The following is a 17,092-nucleotide window of genomic DNA, read 5'->3' as shown; positions in this document are numbered from 1 at the left end:
ACTGTCCAGGAAGAGTATCCCCTGGTAGACGGGCTGTCTCACATCAGCGTGACAGGGAGGGGGCATCCGAGTAGGGTGGTCGCTACCTTGTTGAGAGCAGTCCGGAGTTGTGGGGAAACCGCCGCTGCTATTGCGGACAGGGCGTGTACCACGGCTATCCGCTCATGCACGTCAATCTCACCGCGTGAGGCGGCCAGCCGGGCTGTCACTGACTCGGTGGTTCCGGGTATCAGTGCTGAGGCGACTGCTTCCAGCAGTGTGGCCCGCCCTTCCCCGAACCCAGCGCTGCGTACCAGATCCGCCCACGCCCACAACTGTTCCGGCCCGGCCACCCTCAGCAAGGGCGCCACGCTGCGATCACCGGACAGTAGATACTGGTATCCGAAGTCCACCTGCCCCTGCCGGGCCAGCGCCAGCAACGCCCGATCCGTCCACAACCGGTCGCCGCCCGGCCAGACGGCGGCGATCAACGCATCCAGCGCATGACCCGCCGCATCACTGGTGAGGTAGTCCCTGACAGCGTCGAAGGCAGCCCACGACGCCGCCGGATCCGCTACCGCGTCGATGGCCAGCCACTGCTGCAACTCCGACTCCTCACCGCCGTCGCTGTCCATCAACTGCGGCAACGGCAACGCCCCCACCCGACCCAGCCCACCCCCACCCACCGACGCCCCGCCCCAGGCTGGATCAGCGAGCGGCCCACCGAGTGAGACCTGCACTCGGTGTCCGCCCTCAATCATCTGCACCCATAGCTCAGTACCGGTATACCAACATTTGGCCTGCCTCTCGTCCTTCGAGGCATCTCGGGGGACGACAGCCTTCCCCAAATAGAACATCCTTCTGCCGACCCGCAGCGACCCCTGGTTCGTGACGGTGCCGGTGTACTCGACGGCATCCGGGGGAGGCTCCGAAGACCATCCACTCCCGACCTGCGGCGCGCGATTCGGCGTGTCGTGCAACTCCGCGTCAGTGAGCGGTTGGCTGATTAGCCTTGCAAATTTCTGTCCGTCGAAGAGCCTCTCCAGCCACAGTCCGTCCTGGGTAACCGAATACTTGACCCGCCTACCGTCGTCCGGGAGGCCCCGAACGACATCAACCCCCACAGAGATCTGCCTTCCGGCAATCCCCAGCTGCCCGCTCTTCGAGAGCGTGCCGACACCGGTGACCGCGTCGCTGGGGGGCTGCGAAGACCATCCACTCTCGACCTTCGGCGCACGATTCGCACGATTCGCACGAGTCCGCGCGTTGGGCAACTCCGCGTCAGTGAACGGTTGGCTGATTAGCATTTCAAATCTCTGTCCGTCGAAGAGCCTCTCCAGCCACAGTCCGTCCCGGGTAAACGAATACTTGACCCGCCTTTTGTCGTCCGGGAGGCCCCGAACGACATCAACCCCCACAGAGATCTGCCTTCCGGCAATCCCCAGCTGCCCTTTCGTCGAGATCGTGCCGACACCGGTGACCGCGTCGCTGGGGGGCTGCGAAGACCATCCACTCTCGACCTTCGGCGCACGATTCGCACGAGTCCGCGCGTTGGGCAACTCCGCGTCAGTGAACGGTTGGCTGATTAGCATTTCAAATCTCTGTCCGTCGAAGAGCCTCTCCAGCCACAGTCCGTCCCGGGTAAACGAATACTTGACCCGCCTTTTGTCGTCCGGGAGGTCTCGAACGACATCAACCCCCACAGAGATCTGCCTTCCGGCAATCCCCAGCTGCCCTTTCGTCGAGATCGTGCCGATGCCGGTGACCGCGTCGCTGGGGGGCTGCGAAGACCATCCACTCTCGACCTGCGGCGCACGATTCGCACGAGTCCGCGCGTCGTGCAACTCCGCGTCAGTGAGCGGTGGGCTGATTCGCCGTTCAAATCTCTGTCCGTCGGAGAGCCTCTCCAGCCACAGTCCGTCCCGGGTAACCGAATACTTGACCCCCCTACCGTCGTCCGGGAGGCCCCGAACGACATCAACCCCCACAGGGATGCGCTTTGCGGCAATCGACAGCTCCCCGCTCTTCGTGACCGTGCCGATGCCGGTGACCGCGTCGCTGGGAGGCTGCGAAGACCATCCACTCTCGACCTGCGGCGCACGATTCGCACGAGTCCGCGCGTTGTGCAACTCCGCGTCAGTGAACGGTGGGCTGAATAGCCTTGCAAATTTCTGTCCGTCGAAGAGCCTCTCCAGCCACAGTCTGTCCCGGGTAACCGAATACTTGACCCGCCTTTTGTCGTCCGGGAGGTCTCGAACGACATCAACCCCCACAGGGATGTGCCTTCCGGCAATCGACAGGTTCCCGCTCTTCGAGATCGTGCCGACGCCGGTGACCGCGTCGCTGGGAGGCTGCGAAGACCATCCACTCTCGACCTGCGGCGCACGATTCGCACGAGTCCGCGCGTTGTGCAACTCCACGTCAGTGAACGGTGGGCTGATTCGCCGTTCAAATTTCTGTCCGTCGGAGAGCCTCTCCAGCCACAGTCTGTCCCGGGTAAACGAATACTTGACCCCCCTACCGTCGTCCGGGAGGCCCCGAACGACATCAACCCCCACAGGGATGTGCCTTCCGGCAATCCCCAGGTTCCCGCTCTTCGAGACCGCGCCGAAGCCGGTGACCGCGTCGTTGGGGGGCAACGATGACCATCCGCTCGGGAGTGCTTGGTAGCGGCCGTCGGTCCAGCGGTAGAGCCGTATCCGTGGGTGCGTCGGGTCGGTCACGAACCCGGCCGGATCGATGTGGGTTACGTTCCCACCTTCGTCGGTGACCTGCACCGGCAGGCCCGATACGGTGACGAAATACCGCACGAACACATCTGCCGCCGAGCCCGCTGCCGCTGGGTCTGCTGTGGCCATGTTCGCCTGACCCGTCAGGATCCAGTCGATCAACCGCTGCTGCGGCACGTCCGGCTCGGCAGCGCCGTCCCGATCGACGAACACGCCGGAAGACCAGCTCTGACCGCCGGCCTCCGCCGAGGTGAGATCGTCCATGAGCAGGCCGGCCAGCCAGGACTCAACCGTCGAGACGGTAGGGACACGGTCGATCCCGAGGGCCTGCTGGACCTCGACCGGAGCCGCCGCGAGCACCGCCGACAGGAAATCACCCCCACCCAGCCCAGTGCTGGCGGGGTCGCTGATGGCGGGGTCGCTGGTGGTGGGGTTGGTGGTGGTGGGGTTGGTGGGGACGCTGTGGAATGGGGAGGGCTGGCCGTTGGCGTGCCAGGCTCGCCGGAAGTCGGGGATGTCCGGCAGTTGGAGCGCGGCCCAGCCCCCGGCGGGTGGCTGCCGGTCCCGGCGGTACCTGACAGCCTGCCAGTGCTGGCGGTGCAGCACGACCGGGACACGCTCGTTGCGCCAGCCCGGGAACCCGACCGGCAACCCGGGCGGATCAATGGGAACCGCCCACCCGGGCATGTACACGTGCAGCGGAACTCCCGTCGACCGCACGAACAGGTGAGCGGCAAGATCGCCGATCTGGTTGTTCCACTGCCCAGGCTCACGGATCTGACGGACCCACCCATTCCGAAGAGCCCACCACTCGGCATCCCCCCAACCAAACACATCCTCAGGAACCGTCAAGAACGGCGCGAACCAACTATCCCCCGAATTGAGATCCTCCGTGAGCCGATCGGCCAACCAACCCCGCAACCCAACCACCGAACCGTCGATCCCAAGCCTGTCCCGCCAAAACTCGGCAGGCAGCACAGCAAGCAGCGTGTGAAAGAAACAATCCCCATCCGCGGGCACCTCACCCACACGCTCGAACCACTCATCCGCCCAACGCTCAAACACCTCGTCAGCCAGCCCGGCAACCCACAACGGCCCTGCAACAACCGCCTGGTCCCACTGCGCATCGGTGAGCTCTGCAGGGAACCTGCCGTACATCTGCAGCCCGCCAGTCCACTGCACCCACACCGTCGTGCGGTCATGCCAAAACCAGACCTGCCCCAACGGGGCCACACCACCATCACCCGCCCCCAGAAAGATCGACTGCCCGGCAACCTCCAGCCACCCGTCACCGTCCACAAAACCGACACCGAACGCGGCATCAGCAGGAGGCGACAACGACACAAACCCCCCAGCAGACACGGCAACAGAACCCGCACCCGCCCACCCACCCACCCCAACCCCGGAAACCACCCCACCAACACCACCCCCAGCGAGCACCACACCCACCGGGACCGGCACACCACCACCAGCACCCACATCAAGCCCATCCACCACGAGCCCATCCACCACGAGCCCATCCATCGCCATCGCCAGCCCGTCCACATCAAACCCGGACGACAAACCATCAAAATCCCAAAAACCCGGCTGCGACATCCCCCCAAACTACCCCCACAACCATCGACAACCACACATCCCTCACCAGAACCAACCCCGACCCCATTCAGGGGACCTTGGGCCCCGGCGTTGTTCTTCTTTGTCGGTTTTGATCACGGTTTGTTAGATGCCGTAGACGGCGAAGGTGTCGGTGCGGTCGTGTAGGTCGCGGCGGGCGTGGGCGATGTTGGCGCGTCCGGCGAGGCGGAAGGTGTTCAGGGCCAGGTTGCGGAAGGTGGCCGCAGCGCGTGGTGCGGTGCCGGTTCTGAGCTGGGAGTCGTCCTCATGGAAGGTCACGTCCCGGGTCCGATGTAGACGGTCCTCGACAGTCCAGTGCCCTCTCGCGTAGTGGTTGAGGTGTGCCGGGGTGGCCTGCTCTGCGTCGAGGCTGACGATGCCGTGGATGATTTCTTTGCTGGTGCGTACGCCGTCGAGGCCGCCGGTGTCGCGGCGTAGCCGGAAGACTTGCCGGGCGCCGGGGAACACCGTGTCGTGGCAGAGTGCGACGCGTAGGGTCCGGCGTTCGGTACGTCCGTGTCCCCGATCGTCGGTGACGCTGGTGCGGTCGGCGAACTCGGTGTCGGTGCCGGATAGCAGCGCTTGCGCGGCCTGCAGCGCGAGGGGCTGGTTACCCTTCAGGATCAGCAGGTAGTGGGCGTTCAGCGGTCCGGTGATCAGCCGGGCGGTCTGCTTCGTCGTGTGCAGCGCGTCGAGGGTCAGCAGCATGCCGGCCACGTCCAGGGGTGCGAGCAGGTCGGGGATCACGGTGGTCTCGCCTCGCTTGTCGCCGACCTGGCGCTGACCCAGGATCACCCCGCGCTCGTGGGTGACCGCGGCGACCAGGAACACCTGCCCAGCTTCGGTGCGGGTGCCGTGCAAGAGCTTCCCGTCGATCGCGACCGCGGGCAGCAGCCCTGCCGGCGCCGGGTGGGTTACCGCCCGGACCGCGGCGCGGCGCTGCTCACGCTCGGCCGGTTCGTCAGCGGTGGCGGCAATCACCGGAGGCGGGGCGTCACCACGCACCACGTCGGCGGCGTAGCCGCAGGTCGCCGCATCCAGGGCGTCACCGTCCAGGCCGGCCAGGACCCGCCGGAAGGTGCGTTCGCTGGGCACCAGGTACCGGCCGGTCAGCGGGTTACGCCGAGCTCCGAGACGGTGCAGGACATCCTGCGGGGTCCGCGCCGCCCACTGCCGGATCGCCGTCACGCAGTCGTTGCCCGCCACCAGCGTCGCGCACGCGGTCAGGACCAGAACCACCAGCAGCGGATGGCGAAGCCCTCGTAACCGGCGCGGGTCCGGCACCTGCCGCAACCGCTGCACCAGCGGCGACGCCACCGACAACGGATCGACGCCGTCCCGGTCCGCGGCGAGTTCGGCCTCCCACAACGCCAGATCAGCAAGGTGGCCAACAACAGGGTCGATCAGGGAAGATGACGACACGAGCGCGACTCCACGGATGATCTTCAGGACTAGACACCCAAAAGATCATCAGAAGTCGCGCTCGTCCCACAACTCCCGCCCTGTCCGATCCTCAACACGGACAGAACACCTCAAGCCGGAACAACGCCGGGGCCGTGCATACCCGCCAGCCTCTACCCACGAGTAGTCCCGCGAGTGAACCTCGAAGCCGCTGCGGGAGCGACATACCTCAACCCTCTCGCCGAGTTTCTAGTCCATCGTTGCTCGCCCGCGTTTCTCCGCTTGTGGGCAGCCGCCCACGAAGGGGATCTTGAATCTTTACTGCGGTTCGGCGGATACATCAACGCTCATTGGCAGCCGAGGGTCCTTGGCAGGCTCAACGAGGCAGATGCCCTGCCGGAGCCGATCCGATGTAAAGCAGTCGAACAGCTCGAAGAGCTAGCGATGGACCTGATGGACGGCGGCTGGCTGGACGAGCCGGTATGTCGCCTGTTTACCGAATCGGAGCGCTATGAACTCCTCGAGCGCATCCGGGAGGAGATCCTTCCTAACATCTTCGATGAGATCGACCGATCGGCCGAAGGGTATGACGATGACGTCCACCCTGAAGGCCGCTACCAGGAGGCCCGATCGACGATTGCCGCCTACAAGCGGGCGTTTGCGGATGATGAGGAAATCGTCGATTCGCTCGATGACGCGGAGCGCTATTTGGAGCGAGCAATTGAGAGTGCCCAGAGCGAATACGAGGAGCCGTCGTCGCGGCTCGCCGAACCATCGCTCCCAGAATGGGAGGCAGGCGATGGTCGAGACGAGTTTGACGACATTAGCGATGGACATTGAACGATCGATCGGCCCGCTGCTTATTCCGTTTGAGAACGCCTACAGAGCTCGGTGCTTCGCCGGCGCTCTGTGCCGGGCGTTCATGCTGGAAGGTGCGACTGCAGGTAAGTGCTGACGGTGGTCAAGGCAGGCCGGTCGAAGCCATCACTGATGGTACGGAACCGGTAGGGCTGCCGTGTGTAGCGCGGGCTGGAGCGTCTGATGATCCTGCCGTCCGCGCTGCGGGCCGGGTCGTCGAGGCGGTGGATGAGCCCGTATCCGGCGAGCTGCCGATGGGTGGCATACACGTCGCGGCGGACGCCGTACCGGTCGACCCGTTGCGCGGCGACCTTGAAGACGCCGTCGCGGCCACTCTCGGGATAGCGAGCGCGCAGATCGAGGATCATCAGGTAGTAAGTGATCTCCGCAGCGGTCAGGACGTGCACCCACCCATTGAGGAAGAACGCCTTCGGCAGCTGCACGACCTCGCCAGCCGCGTCCGCCCGCGGGATGCTGTACCGGCGAAGCCACGTATGCCTCGTACCGTCGCCAGTCTCGTCGAGGAATTGGACACCGTCGTAGCGGCCGGCGACGCCGCCTCGACCCGCGATCACAGCGAGGTGCTGGCGCTCGAGGAGATTCAGGGCATGCACCGCCTGCCGGCGCATACCCGCCCGTGGTGGATCGGTCTGGGTGATGGTAGGCAGCAGCTCGGCCCAACCGGCTGGTCCGGTGCCAGCTCGGTGCAGCGGACGGGCGTGGTCTACGGTGGCCCCGGCCGGGCGGCGTGACTGCGCGTCGAAGATCGAGATCAGATACAGCTGCAACGCCCACCCCTTGAGCGGTGCGAGAGCACCGGCCGGAGACGACGGCGACGAGTCCGCGCCGCTACGGGGCCGAGTGTGTACGAGGTCAGAGCGGATCGCGTAGTAGGACCGGATACGACCCCCCACCTGATAGATCTCTCCGAGTTCGCCCCGGGCCCGCTCGTAGGCGGCGGCGTGCTGCCGCAGGGCGTCCACCCGCGCCACTTGACGCTCCAAGTCCCGTCGGCTCACCGTGTTGACCTCCCAAGTGACACTTCTGCCGCACCAAACGATAGGGGAAAGGCGCTCCCGCCTTCCTGCTCGGGTGCCTGTGACCTCCGGTTTTGCTCGCACCGTTATGCGGCTGATGTGTCACAGAGCGTCCTGGCCTGCGACTGGCGAAGGTGCGACGGTTGCCTTGCCCGCGACTGGGCCCGGTATGTTGCCGGGCCGGCGGGCCGCCTGGAATGGAGGCTGCGGTGTCGAGGATTGCGCTGGCCGCGTTGTGGATCGTGGTCGTGGGTCTATGCGGGCTGCTTGTGGGTACAGCGGCAGGCTGGCTGTCGTGGCTCGACGAGCGACGGGTACCGCGCGCCATCCTGGTCGCCGGGTCAGCCTGTGGTGCGACCTGGGTGTTTGCCGTAGCAGTGGCAGCCCTGGTGGCGTGACGCGGCTTCGCCCTCGTCAGTGGCCGCCAACGACCCTCAGCAGCTCGGATTTTTCCGCCGGATCAGATTCGATGAGGCCCGACGAGGTGAACCCCTCTCACTGAATCTGATCCGGGCAGTCCAGCGGGTTACGGCCGGATCAGATTCGTTGAGAGCCCACAACCCGTGTGGGTTCTCGGTGGAGCTGATCTCTTCTCACTGGATCTGATCGATGCCTCATCCGTCTCATTTGATTCTGATCCGGCCCGCGACGGGTTTGGTCGATGGGCTCGCCCGTGTTGTAGACCAACAACGCTAGGCAGTTGATCTAGGCCCGCACCTGGGAGGGCTGCTCCGAAGTGGCGGGTCGCGCGCAAAGCACATCGCCGGTTTCCGCGATTCTGGTACGTGGGACCTGAGATCAGTGCCGGCGCCGACGGTGTGCAGGGACCGCGTCGAAGCGGGTCGTGGGCGGCCAGCAGGTCGCCGGCGGCGCGGTGGACGTCGTCGTGGGTCGACAGGTCGGCCTGCTGGAACGAGGCCCGGTCGTGGTGGGGATGGCCTCATCCTCGCGCCGACGGTCCCGTCCTGCTGGGACGGGACCTACGGGCCTGCTTCCGTCTGCCATAACTTGATCACCGCTGCCGCATAGTGGCCAACCTGGCGTCGTGGTCCAGCTCGATGGCGGCGAGCCTTTGACGCAGCGATTCCTGTTCCCGCGCCGCGATCGCCGGCCATTCCTCGGTCGGCGGGTTAGCGGCAAGGCGCTCCTGGGTCGCCGCGATCGCGGCGCGTTTGTTCGCCGGGAAGTCCACCAGAATCGCGCGGATAGCGTGGGCCGCGTCGCCTGGGGTGAGTGCTTCGAAGTCGACGTCGAGGGTGGACGCGAACGTGCCGTGGCCGATGGCGAGAACTACGGTCTTCCCCGACTGACGCACCGAGCTGATCGCGGTCTGGACCTCGGGCGTCACCAGCCGGTTCAGGTCGGACTGGTCTCCGCCACCGCGCGCGATCAGTACGCCGTCGAGTGTGGCGTCGGACGCGAGCGACCGCAGCGTGGTGGCGAGCCGTACGGCGGCGTCAGCGGAGTTGGCGGCGAAGGTCCGATAGTCGACGTCGAGGACGTCGCCGTCGAGCTTAGGTGCGATGTCGCTGCCAACGTGTCCCCGCGAAGTCACCACGGCGACGCGGGGACGTCGATCGGGCAATGACCGCAGGCCGCGCGGCCGAAGCGCCTCGGCGAGTTGCGGTTCAAGCCCGCTCGCTGCCCGGGCTGCGCGCGGACCAGCGTGAACACGCCACACCGCATCTTCGAGTACCTGGCCACCGGGGTCGTCCAAGTCGTCGACGATCACGACGAGATGGACGCCTCCGTCGAGGCCCGGCCTGGGTCGGAATCGGAAACTCGACCGGAGCGCGATCGCCCCCTCGTGGGGACGGCCCTCTCGCTCCAGCCGGACGGCGATGGCCGCGGGATCAAGGGTGGCGACCTCCAACGCTCGGCGGTATTCCGGAGGCCGGGTGTAGCGGATGGTCCAGCCGGCGTAGCCGGCAAGTTCGGACAACGTCCCCGTCAAGACCTGCTCGTGACGGCGTAGGCGCGCCTGATCGTCCTGGAGAATCTCGACGACCAGGACGAAGTCCGGGCTCGTGGTGTCGCCCGTTGATTCGACGTGGACCCGGTGCGCGCGCAGAAACGCCTCGAGCGCATCAAGGTGTCGTTGAGCGGCGAGCCGGGTAACCAGGCGAGTTACGGTCAGGACCGATCCATGTGGGAGGAACGCTTCCGCCGGGGCGTGCGTGGCGGGTCCGGTCCTTCGCAATGGGTCGACGGGGACAGGCGCCGGCACGGCGGCGCCAATCTGCTGGGAGGCGAGGAGGAGCGCGCCCAGATCGCTGTGCTCGGCGATGGTTGCGACGAGGTCATCGAGGACGCGCCGTCCCATCTCGGCGTCCCACCGGCCAGTCCTCGGGTGCAGGCCGCAGTCGTTCCACGAGTGATAGGTACGGCCCGGCGGCATGGCGATGTACTCACGTGCGACCGCTACGATTTCGGCCAACCGGCCGGTGTCTACTTCCGCGAACAGCGACCGGAGCGTTGGGCTCAGCGCCAGGTCGAGGCGGCTGGTGATGACATCGACGAGACGGCGGCTGTCGTCGTCGTGGACGTCGACGCATTCGGACCCAAGTTCTCGGGCGAAGTAGCACCGTTCCTCCAGCCACGACAGCACCCGAGCAAGGTCTCGACGCGTCGACTCGCCGTCAAGGCGCCGAGGCGGAACCTGCCCAAGACCCAGATCCACAGGCCATCGGCGCGGCGCATCTGTTAGGTCGTGCGGCAACGAGCGTAGAAAGCCCAGCTTCACGGGAGGATCCAGATCCCGAAACGATTCGGCTAGATCGGCTGAGATGAAAGCGTCGCGCAGGACAACATCCGCAAGATCATGCCAATCGCTCCACTCTTGTGCCTGACGGTTCGCTTCCCACGGCGGCCACTGCGCCGGACGGTCCGCGATCGACGGAGCGGTCGTGACGAGCCGCTCCGCGGCGGTGGCCACGGTGTCGAGCGACCACCTCAACCCGACACCGGCGACGCTAGTCTCCAGAGAGGTCACGTCCGTGAGAGTGCCCTTGCCATGCGCTATGCGCAAGCGAGGCGCGGGCCAGCCCCCTGAAGGTGGCAGCGGGCCGCGCACGGGCGTCGGCGGGCGCAGGGCCGTGCCGTGCCGCGCCGATCGGGAGCTCGAATCCCAGCCGGTTGTGCTCCCCGCAGTTGTTCGTGATCCGATCCAACGCCGTGCCGTCGAGCAGGAAGCCACTTCAACTTGGATCATGTCAACCCTGCCGGTCTGACCGAAGATTTCCGTCGAGCCGCAAGACGCGCTCGGCTCATTCCCCATGCGTGATGAACCGGATGACGGCCATCACGAGCAGAAGCGTGGCCGCGAAGGCTCCGGCGCCGGTGAGCGCCGCCCCGGGCGGTGCCGCACCGTTTGCTAGGGACAGCAGACCAGCGGCGACGGCAACAAATACTGCGGCAAGCGCCACCACGGCAATCCACAGACTTCGCACGTTCGGATCGGTCATGAACAAGGGGTCCTCTCGCAACGAGATGCAGCCGAAATCAGCGCAGCCATCATTGCGCACGGAGAGGACCGCACGGTACGGTCATGCCCGTGACAACTAGGCAGACCGAAGAACCGTCACAGCTCGTCGAATGGCTGACCCCATTCCCTTTTGACGGGCTCCAGCCGACCTACGTCCACAGCGACGACAGCCGCTGGCAGGTCACCCCCCACTGGGCGTTCGTCGACGGCCGGGCCGTTCTCGCTGGGATCGACGTCCGATGCTTCGTAGAGGAGTACGGACGAGACGGAGAACCTCTTCCCCGACGCCCGGTGGCAGACGGGGTGGTCGAACTGACCCAGCAGGTTCTGCGCAGCATTTCGCTCTCGGCTGTTCGGCGAGAGTCGCAGGCCCATCTGGCCGCGAGATTCGCCGACCTTGCCGATCATGCAGAGTCCTGGCCACCCACCCATCGCGGCCTTGCCGACGAAGCGCGCACCAGAGCGGCGGCCCTGACCGCGACGGGGCAACCACGCAAACGCCGCGCACCCGCACAGGATGGCCTTCTCGCCCGAGTTGCGCAGCTCTACACCGAAGCGCTCGCGGCGGGCAGCACCGCACCCGCCCGCTACGTCGAGGAGAACCTACGCCAAGAAGGGGTAGAGATCAGTACCCGCGGGGGACGAGATCAAGTACGCAAGTGGATCCAACGCGCCCGACAGCGCGGCCTGCTCCGGCCGGCATAAGTCGACACTTGCGATACACGACCGTTCGTCGACAAGACCACACGAAGGCGTAGGCGTGTGCCGCGGCGTTGGCTGACCCGTGCGGCAGACACGGTGTCTGTCGCCGGGGCGATCCCATAGCGGATCAGATTCAGTAAGACGGGGCCCTTCACATGCACACGCGGCCACACGGCACAACACGTAGAGGATGTCCGTCGGTTCGCACAGGGTCGATGGCATGACAATGCCCCGTACGCAGCCACAACGCGCTCAAGACAGGCGCCGCCGCAGTCACGCAGGCGGCGACGCCGACCGGGTCTGGAGCGTGGACCGATGAAGGTCCTGCTGCTGGTGTCGGCGTTCAACGGGCTGTCGCAACGGGTACTGACAGTTCTGGACGCGGCCGGTCACCAGGTCTCCGTTCAGCTCGCTGTCGACGAACCGTCCATGATCCGTGCCGCTCGGCTGAGCGGTCCCGACCTGATCCTGTGCCCGTTTCTGCGGGACCGGGTACCGGCCGCGGTGTGGTCGCGGTGGCCGACGATCGTGATTCATCCGGGTCCGGTCGGGGATCGTGGCCCGTCCAGTCTGGACTGGGCGATCACCGACGCTATCCCGGTATGGGGTGTGACGGCGTTGCAGGCGGTCGAGGAGATGGACGCCGGCCCGATCTGGGCGCACCGGGAGTTTCCGATGCCGTCAGAGCCGGCCCGCAAGTCCTCCCTCTACGGCGGACCTGTCGCCGACGCCGCCGTCGCCTGCGTTGAGGAAGTCATGGTCAAGGCCGCCGATCCGGCGTTCACGCCGACGCCGCTGGCGCGTGCGCACCGCCCGGTGCCGGGCACCGGCGTCCGGCCGATGATGCGGCAGCAGAACCGGGCGTTCTCGTGGGAAGAACCAGCGGCGGCCGTGCTGCGGCGGATCCGGGCCGCGGACGGCAGTCCCGGTGTGCGGGCCAGGCTCGGCGGGTCGGCGGCGCATCTATTCGACGCGCACGTGCCGGCGGGGAAGCCGGTGCGGCTGCCTGCGGCCCGTCCCGGCACGATCGTCGGCCACGACGGTGATCGGGTCGCTGTCGCCACCGGCAACGGGTACCTGTGGATCGGCCAGGTCAAGATGGTCGACGGCAACAATCCTACCGGCATCGGCGGCCTCGGCCGTCTCGGTGTGAAACAGCCCGCCGCCCTCGCGTTGCAGCATGCCCTCGCCGGTGTCCCGCTGCGCCGTGGCCCCGATCGGATCCGGTACCGGCGGCACGGCGACGTCGGCGAGCTGGTCTTCGACGTCCACAACGGGGCGATGTCCCCGTACTGGTCGCGGCGGCTCGCCGCGGCGCTGCGGCGGGCGTGCGCGGCTGACACGTCGGTGCTCGTAGTCCGCGGCGGCGTCGACGCGTTCTGCAACGGCATCGACCTCAACGCCATTGAGATGGCGCCGGACCCGCAGGCGGCGGCGTGGGCGTCTATCCGGGCGATCAACGCCGTGTGCCGGGCCATCGCGGCGATGTCCCCGCAGGTGATCGTCGCCGGCGTGTCCGGCAACGCCGGCGCGGGCGGGGTGATGTTGCCGCTCGGCGCGGAGGTCGTCGCCGCCCGGGACGGGATCGTCTTGAACCCGTTCTACGACATCGGCTTGTACGGGTCGGAGCTGCACACGCAGGTCCTGCCGGCGCGGGTCGGTCCCGTCGCCGCGCGCAGGCTGCTGTCGCAGCGGCTACCGATCGACGCGGCGGCAGCGTGCCGACTGGGTCTGGTCGACGTGGTCGGTCCCCGCGACCCGGAAGAGTACGCGGCATGGCTGCTGGAGATGGCCCGCGAGTACGTCGGTGGTGAACGGCGCAGGCAGGCCCGCGCCCGCAAGGCCGCGGCCCTGTCGGGGCCTCCGCTGACGTACTGGGAGGCGAAGGAACTGGCCGAGATGGCGATGGACATCTTCGACGACCGCAATCAGTTCGCGGAGCGCCGGGCAGCATTCGTCTACAAGCAACGGCCGCAGGTCACGCCTCGTCATCTGGCGAACCATCCGCAGGCGGCGTAGATCGGTCGTGCCGCTGTCGCTGTGGGCTGGTCGCATCGGCCAGGGGTGTCTGTGCGAGGCAGAGGTACCGGCTGGGCGATGGCTCGGCCGGACCGACACGCAGGTGTCAGTCGAGATCCAGCTCCGGCCCGGGTTGATCCGGCGGGTGCGGCCCGGATTGCAGGTCCGGCGGGTGCAGTTCGCCGGGGCCGGGACGCCGCTTGTCGCGGTCGACATCGTTCCATCGTGACTTGGGGTCCGCGGTGGGCGGGTCGGTCCTGCGGGTCGCGTCGTTGATCGTGGTGGCGATGCCGCGGATCTGATCCAGCAGCCGCCCGCCGAGGTACAGGTTCAGGTCGTCCATCATGGCGTGTTGCGCGGTCCGGAGCTGACGGGCGTACTGCAGCCAGCTGTCGGTGGTGAGGGCGGCGTCGAAGCGGTCCTGGGCGACTTCCGCGGCGATGTCCAGGTAGCGGGCGGCGTCGGCTGGGCTCATGTCGCCGGTGAGGGCTTCGCGGGTGCGCGGCTGGCTGGCCAGTAGGCGGGCGGCGTCGTCGGGCAGGGCGATGGCGAGCCGGCCGGTGAGCCGGTCCACGACCAGGCGATGCAACGCGGCATCCGTGTCGTTGCCGAGGCGGTACCCGTCCAAGAGTCCGCGGACCAGGGGGTGGCTGCGGAACAGCTGCCAGCCGTCCGGTTCGGCGTCCTCGACGGTGACCCCGTCATCGATCAGGCACACGCCGCGAGCCACGGAGAGTGCGACGTACTGCGAGTCGCCGGGGTAGTCCAGCGCGGCCAGCAGCGTGTCCGGCGCCCGCAGCGGCAGTTCGACCGGTTGCCCAGGCGACGGAGGCGCCGGCCAGACAGGCCTGGTCATTGTCGCCGCCCGCCCACCGGGGCCGTGACCGGTGCGGAGTGCTGGTGCCCCGTCCCCGGGTCCGCTCGCCTCATGACAGGTCGACCTCGTGCTGCTGGTCGGTGGCCGCGGCCGGGTCCGGGTCTGCGGTCGACCAGACCCCGACGGGTTGCGCTGCCGGTTGCCAGGCTGCGCCGTCGGACCGGTCCGGCCGCGTGAAGACTGATGCTGCGGTGCCGGGCGCGGTGGTTCCCTGGTCGTGCAGGAACGCGCTGAGGGCGCCGATCCCGGCGACCACGCCGGCGGCGTCCTGCTGGACCTGGCTGCCGTTGAGGGCGCGGGTGAGCGCGTCGAGGAGGTGACCGGCGCGGTCTGCGTTTGCCTGCCAGCCGGGGCCGGTCGGGGTGCGGGCGGCGCGCACGTCGGGGTCCACCGCGCGGGTCGGTACCAGCTTGGCGGTCAGCAGTCCAGTGAGCCGGTCCCGGGTGTGCGGCTGGTCGGCCAGGAACTCAGCGACGTGCTCGGCGCGGCCGACACTGAGCTGATTGGTGTCGCGGTCGATGAGCAGCCATTCGCTGGCGTCGCGGCCGGCGCCGCCGAGGTCGTACCGGGTGAGCGGCTCGGTGACCGGATGGGTGGTGAACCGGTGCCAGGCGAGGAGGTCGCCTTCGTCGCGGCGGCCGCCGTCGTCCAGCCACACCGCACCCCGCGGGCCGACGTGGACTGCCACATACTGGTCGCCGCCGCGGTAGCCGAGCGCGTCGAGCAGGACCGCGGGCGCGGCGATCGGCAGTGCCGCCAGCTCACCCGGCCGCGGCGGGTCCGGCCACGGTCCGCCGACGCTCACTGCCGGCTCCGGAGCACCGGCTGCCGGCCGCGGTCAGGTGCGGTCTGCGAGTCAGCCGGTCGCACGGCCTCACCGGTCGGCTGCCGGCGACGTGAGTCAGACCTGGGAACAGGCCTTGGCTCGTGGCGCGGTTCGGGGCGCGGTTCGGGCCGGGGTTTGCGGCGGCGGCTGCGGTGTGGCGGGTGCCGCTGCCAGCCCGTCACCAGCTCCGCCGCCTTCGCGTCGGCCGCTGCTCCGGGCGGGTGCCGGTCGGGCGGTTCGGGTGCGGGCGGCTGGGGCGGGTCGTTGCCGGGCTGGGCGGGGATGAGCCGCAGCCGGGTGACGGCGACGACGGCGAGCGTGGCGGGCACGGCCAGCATCGGCCCGGCCGCGCCGAGCACGGCGGCGGTGACGGTGGTCGCGGTGAGCGCCGCCGTCCACCGCCAGCCGCGTGGCAGCAGCAGGATCCCGGCGCTGGTCCCGGCGAGGGTGACCGCGGCGAGCAGCACCGACACGGTCTTCAGCAGGGAGGCGACCTCGAGGTCCAGGGCCTCCGACCCGGCGATGACCACGCCGGTAAGCGCAGCCTGCAGCAGCAGGCTGCGCCGCTGCAGGCGCCCGCCCGCGATGCGGGCGGGGAGCACGCAGCGTTCGGCGAGGGCGACGCCGAGGCGGGTCGCGCCGGCCAGGAACGTGTTCGCGGCGCCGCAGGTCAGCATCAGCGCGACGAGCGCGGCGACCGGTGCGGCGGCCCGCCCGACGCCGTGTTCCAGCAGCGTGATCAGCGGAACGGCACCAGTCCCGGCGGCGGGGCCGAGGACACCGACGGTGGTCGCGGCGAGGCCGAGGTAGATCGCACCGACGATCACGACCGTGGCTGCGGCGACCTTCGGCAGGGTCCTGGCCGGGTCGGTGACGCCGTCGGTGAGGTGCGCGGCGGCCTCCCACCCGGCGAACGCGATGAACAGCAGCACGCAGGCGTGCGCGACCGGGACGGGCCCATCGGGCAGCAGCGGGGTGAGGTTGGCCGGGTCGATGTGCCGGGCGGTGCTCAACGTCGCGGTACCGAGGACCGCGACGAGGCTGCCGATGACGACGAGCTGCACCCGCCCAGACGTCTTCAACGCGAACGCATTGGCGGTGAAGACGATGCCGAGGATCGCGGCCGTCACCACGGTCGCGGCCGGCTGCCCGGCGCCGACGGCGGCGGCGACGTACTGCCCGCCGATGTGCGCGGCCACGTACACGGCCAAGGGTGTTGCGGCGATGAACCAGAACCCGATGACCGCGAACGCGCGCGGGCCGTAGGCGCGGGCCGCGACTGCGGAGATGCCGCCGCTGTTCGGGAACGCGACGGCGAGGGCGGTGAACGTCGCGGCGAGGGGGACGCTTGCCGCGACCAGCGCCGCCCACGCCAGCAGCGAGCCGGGCCCGGCGATCGCCGCGGCCAACGCGGGCAGGGTGAGGACTCCCGGCCCGAGCAGCGCCCCGCAGTACAGGGCCGTGGTGTGCACGAACCCGATCCGCGCGCTCACCACGGCACCACCGGCCCGGGTGTACCCCGCAGCCGCGAGCTCCCGGTCCGCCGTGGTGTCCGGCCTGCCGGAC

11 protein-coding genes are annotated in these 17,092 nt (G+C 68.3%); 3 read left to right on the top strand and 8 right to left on the bottom strand.

Annotation, left to right across the window (positions count from 1 at the left end):
* Positions 1-38: 38 nt before the first annotated feature.
* Both ACQEVZ_RS55760 and ACQEVZ_RS55755 read right to left on the bottom strand, forming a co-directional pair.
* Positions 39-4,253, bottom strand: a complete 4,215-nt coding sequence (locus tag ACQEVZ_RS55760; RefSeq protein ID WP_433384136.1) for an OTU domain-containing protein — start codon at positions 4,251-4,253, stop codon at positions 39-41.
* Between the two features lie 174 nt (positions 4,254-4,427).
* Entirely contained in the window at positions 4,428-5,744 is a 1,317-nt protein-coding gene (locus tag ACQEVZ_RS55755; RefSeq protein WP_433383962.1) for an ISAs1 family transposase, read from the bottom strand.
* A 174-nt stretch (positions 5,745-5,918) separates the two neighbouring features.
* Between ACQEVZ_RS55755 and ACQEVZ_RS55750 the strand changes: the two genes are divergently transcribed.
* Positions 5,919-6,563 (top strand): hypothetical protein, encoded by a 645-nt coding sequence (locus tag ACQEVZ_RS55750; protein ID WP_433384134.1) that lies wholly within the window; start codon positions 5,919-5,921, stop codon positions 6,561-6,563.
* An 80-nt stretch (positions 6,564-6,643) separates the two neighbouring features.
* Here ACQEVZ_RS55750 and ACQEVZ_RS55745 read toward each other — a convergent pair whose 3' ends face one another.
* The 3 genes from ACQEVZ_RS55745 to ACQEVZ_RS55735 all read right to left on the bottom strand — a co-directional run bounded on the left by ACQEVZ_RS55745 (position 6,644) and on the right by ACQEVZ_RS55735 (position 11,142).
* Positions 6,644-7,369: a hypothetical protein gene (locus ACQEVZ_RS55745; RefSeq protein WP_433384132.1), complete on the bottom strand. Its 726-nt coding sequence runs from the start codon at positions 7,367-7,369 to the stop codon at positions 6,644-6,646.
* A gap of 1,261 nt (positions 7,370-8,630) precedes the next feature.
* Complete coding sequence (locus tag ACQEVZ_RS55740; RefSeq protein ID WP_433384130.1) at positions 8,631-10,610, bottom strand: exodeoxyribonuclease VII large subunit; 1,980 nt, start codon at positions 10,608-10,610, stop codon at positions 8,631-8,633.
* Between the two features lie 274 nt (positions 10,611-10,884).
* Entirely contained in the window at positions 10,885-11,142 is a 258-nt protein-coding gene (locus ACQEVZ_RS55735; protein WP_433384128.1) for a hypothetical protein, read from the bottom strand.
* Positions 11,143-11,171: 29 nt separating this feature from the next.
* Between ACQEVZ_RS55735 and ACQEVZ_RS55730 the strand changes: the two genes are divergently transcribed.
* A complete protein-coding gene (locus ACQEVZ_RS55730; RefSeq protein ID WP_433384126.1) occupies positions 11,172-11,807 on the top strand; it encodes a hypothetical protein in 636 nt (211 codons plus the stop codon).
* Between the two features lie 312 nt (positions 11,808-12,119).
* Positions 12,120-13,823 (top strand): enoyl-CoA hydratase-related protein, encoded by a 1,704-nt coding sequence (locus ACQEVZ_RS55725; protein WP_433384124.1) that lies wholly within the window; start codon positions 12,120-12,122, stop codon positions 13,821-13,823.
* Between the two features lie 106 nt (positions 13,824-13,929).
* Here the strand turns inward: ACQEVZ_RS55725 and ACQEVZ_RS55720 are convergent, their stop codons facing one another.
* The 3 genes from ACQEVZ_RS55720 to ACQEVZ_RS55710 form a co-directional block, all read right to left on the bottom strand.
* On the bottom strand, positions 13,930-14,679 hold the full coding sequence (locus ACQEVZ_RS55720) for a hypothetical protein (RefSeq protein ID WP_433384122.1): 750 nt from the start codon (positions 14,677-14,679) through the stop codon (positions 13,930-13,932).
* Positions 14,680-14,749: 70 nt separating this feature from the next.
* On the bottom strand, positions 14,750-15,505 hold the full coding sequence (locus ACQEVZ_RS55715; protein WP_433384120.1) for a hypothetical protein: 756 nt from the start codon (positions 15,503-15,505) through the stop codon (positions 14,750-14,752).
* The gene (locus ACQEVZ_RS55710; RefSeq protein ID WP_433384118.1) at positions 15,502-17,019 is read right to left on the bottom strand and encodes an APC family permease; all 1,518 of its coding nucleotides are present in this window, start codon (positions 17,017-17,019) and stop codon (positions 15,502-15,504) included. Before ACQEVZ_RS55710 ends, ACQEVZ_RS55715 begins: the two co-directional genes overlap by 4 nt.
* Positions 17,020-17,092 lie beyond the last annotated feature (73 nt).

This window comes from Dactylosporangium sp. CA-152071 (assembly GCF_050936335.1).
GTDB classification, from domain to species: Bacteria; Actinomycetota; Actinomycetes; order Mycobacteriales; family Micromonosporaceae; genus Dactylosporangium; species Dactylosporangium maewongense.
The sequence above is the reverse complement of the archived record's forward strand: the minus strand, read 5'-3'. Positions and strand labels throughout refer to the sequence as shown.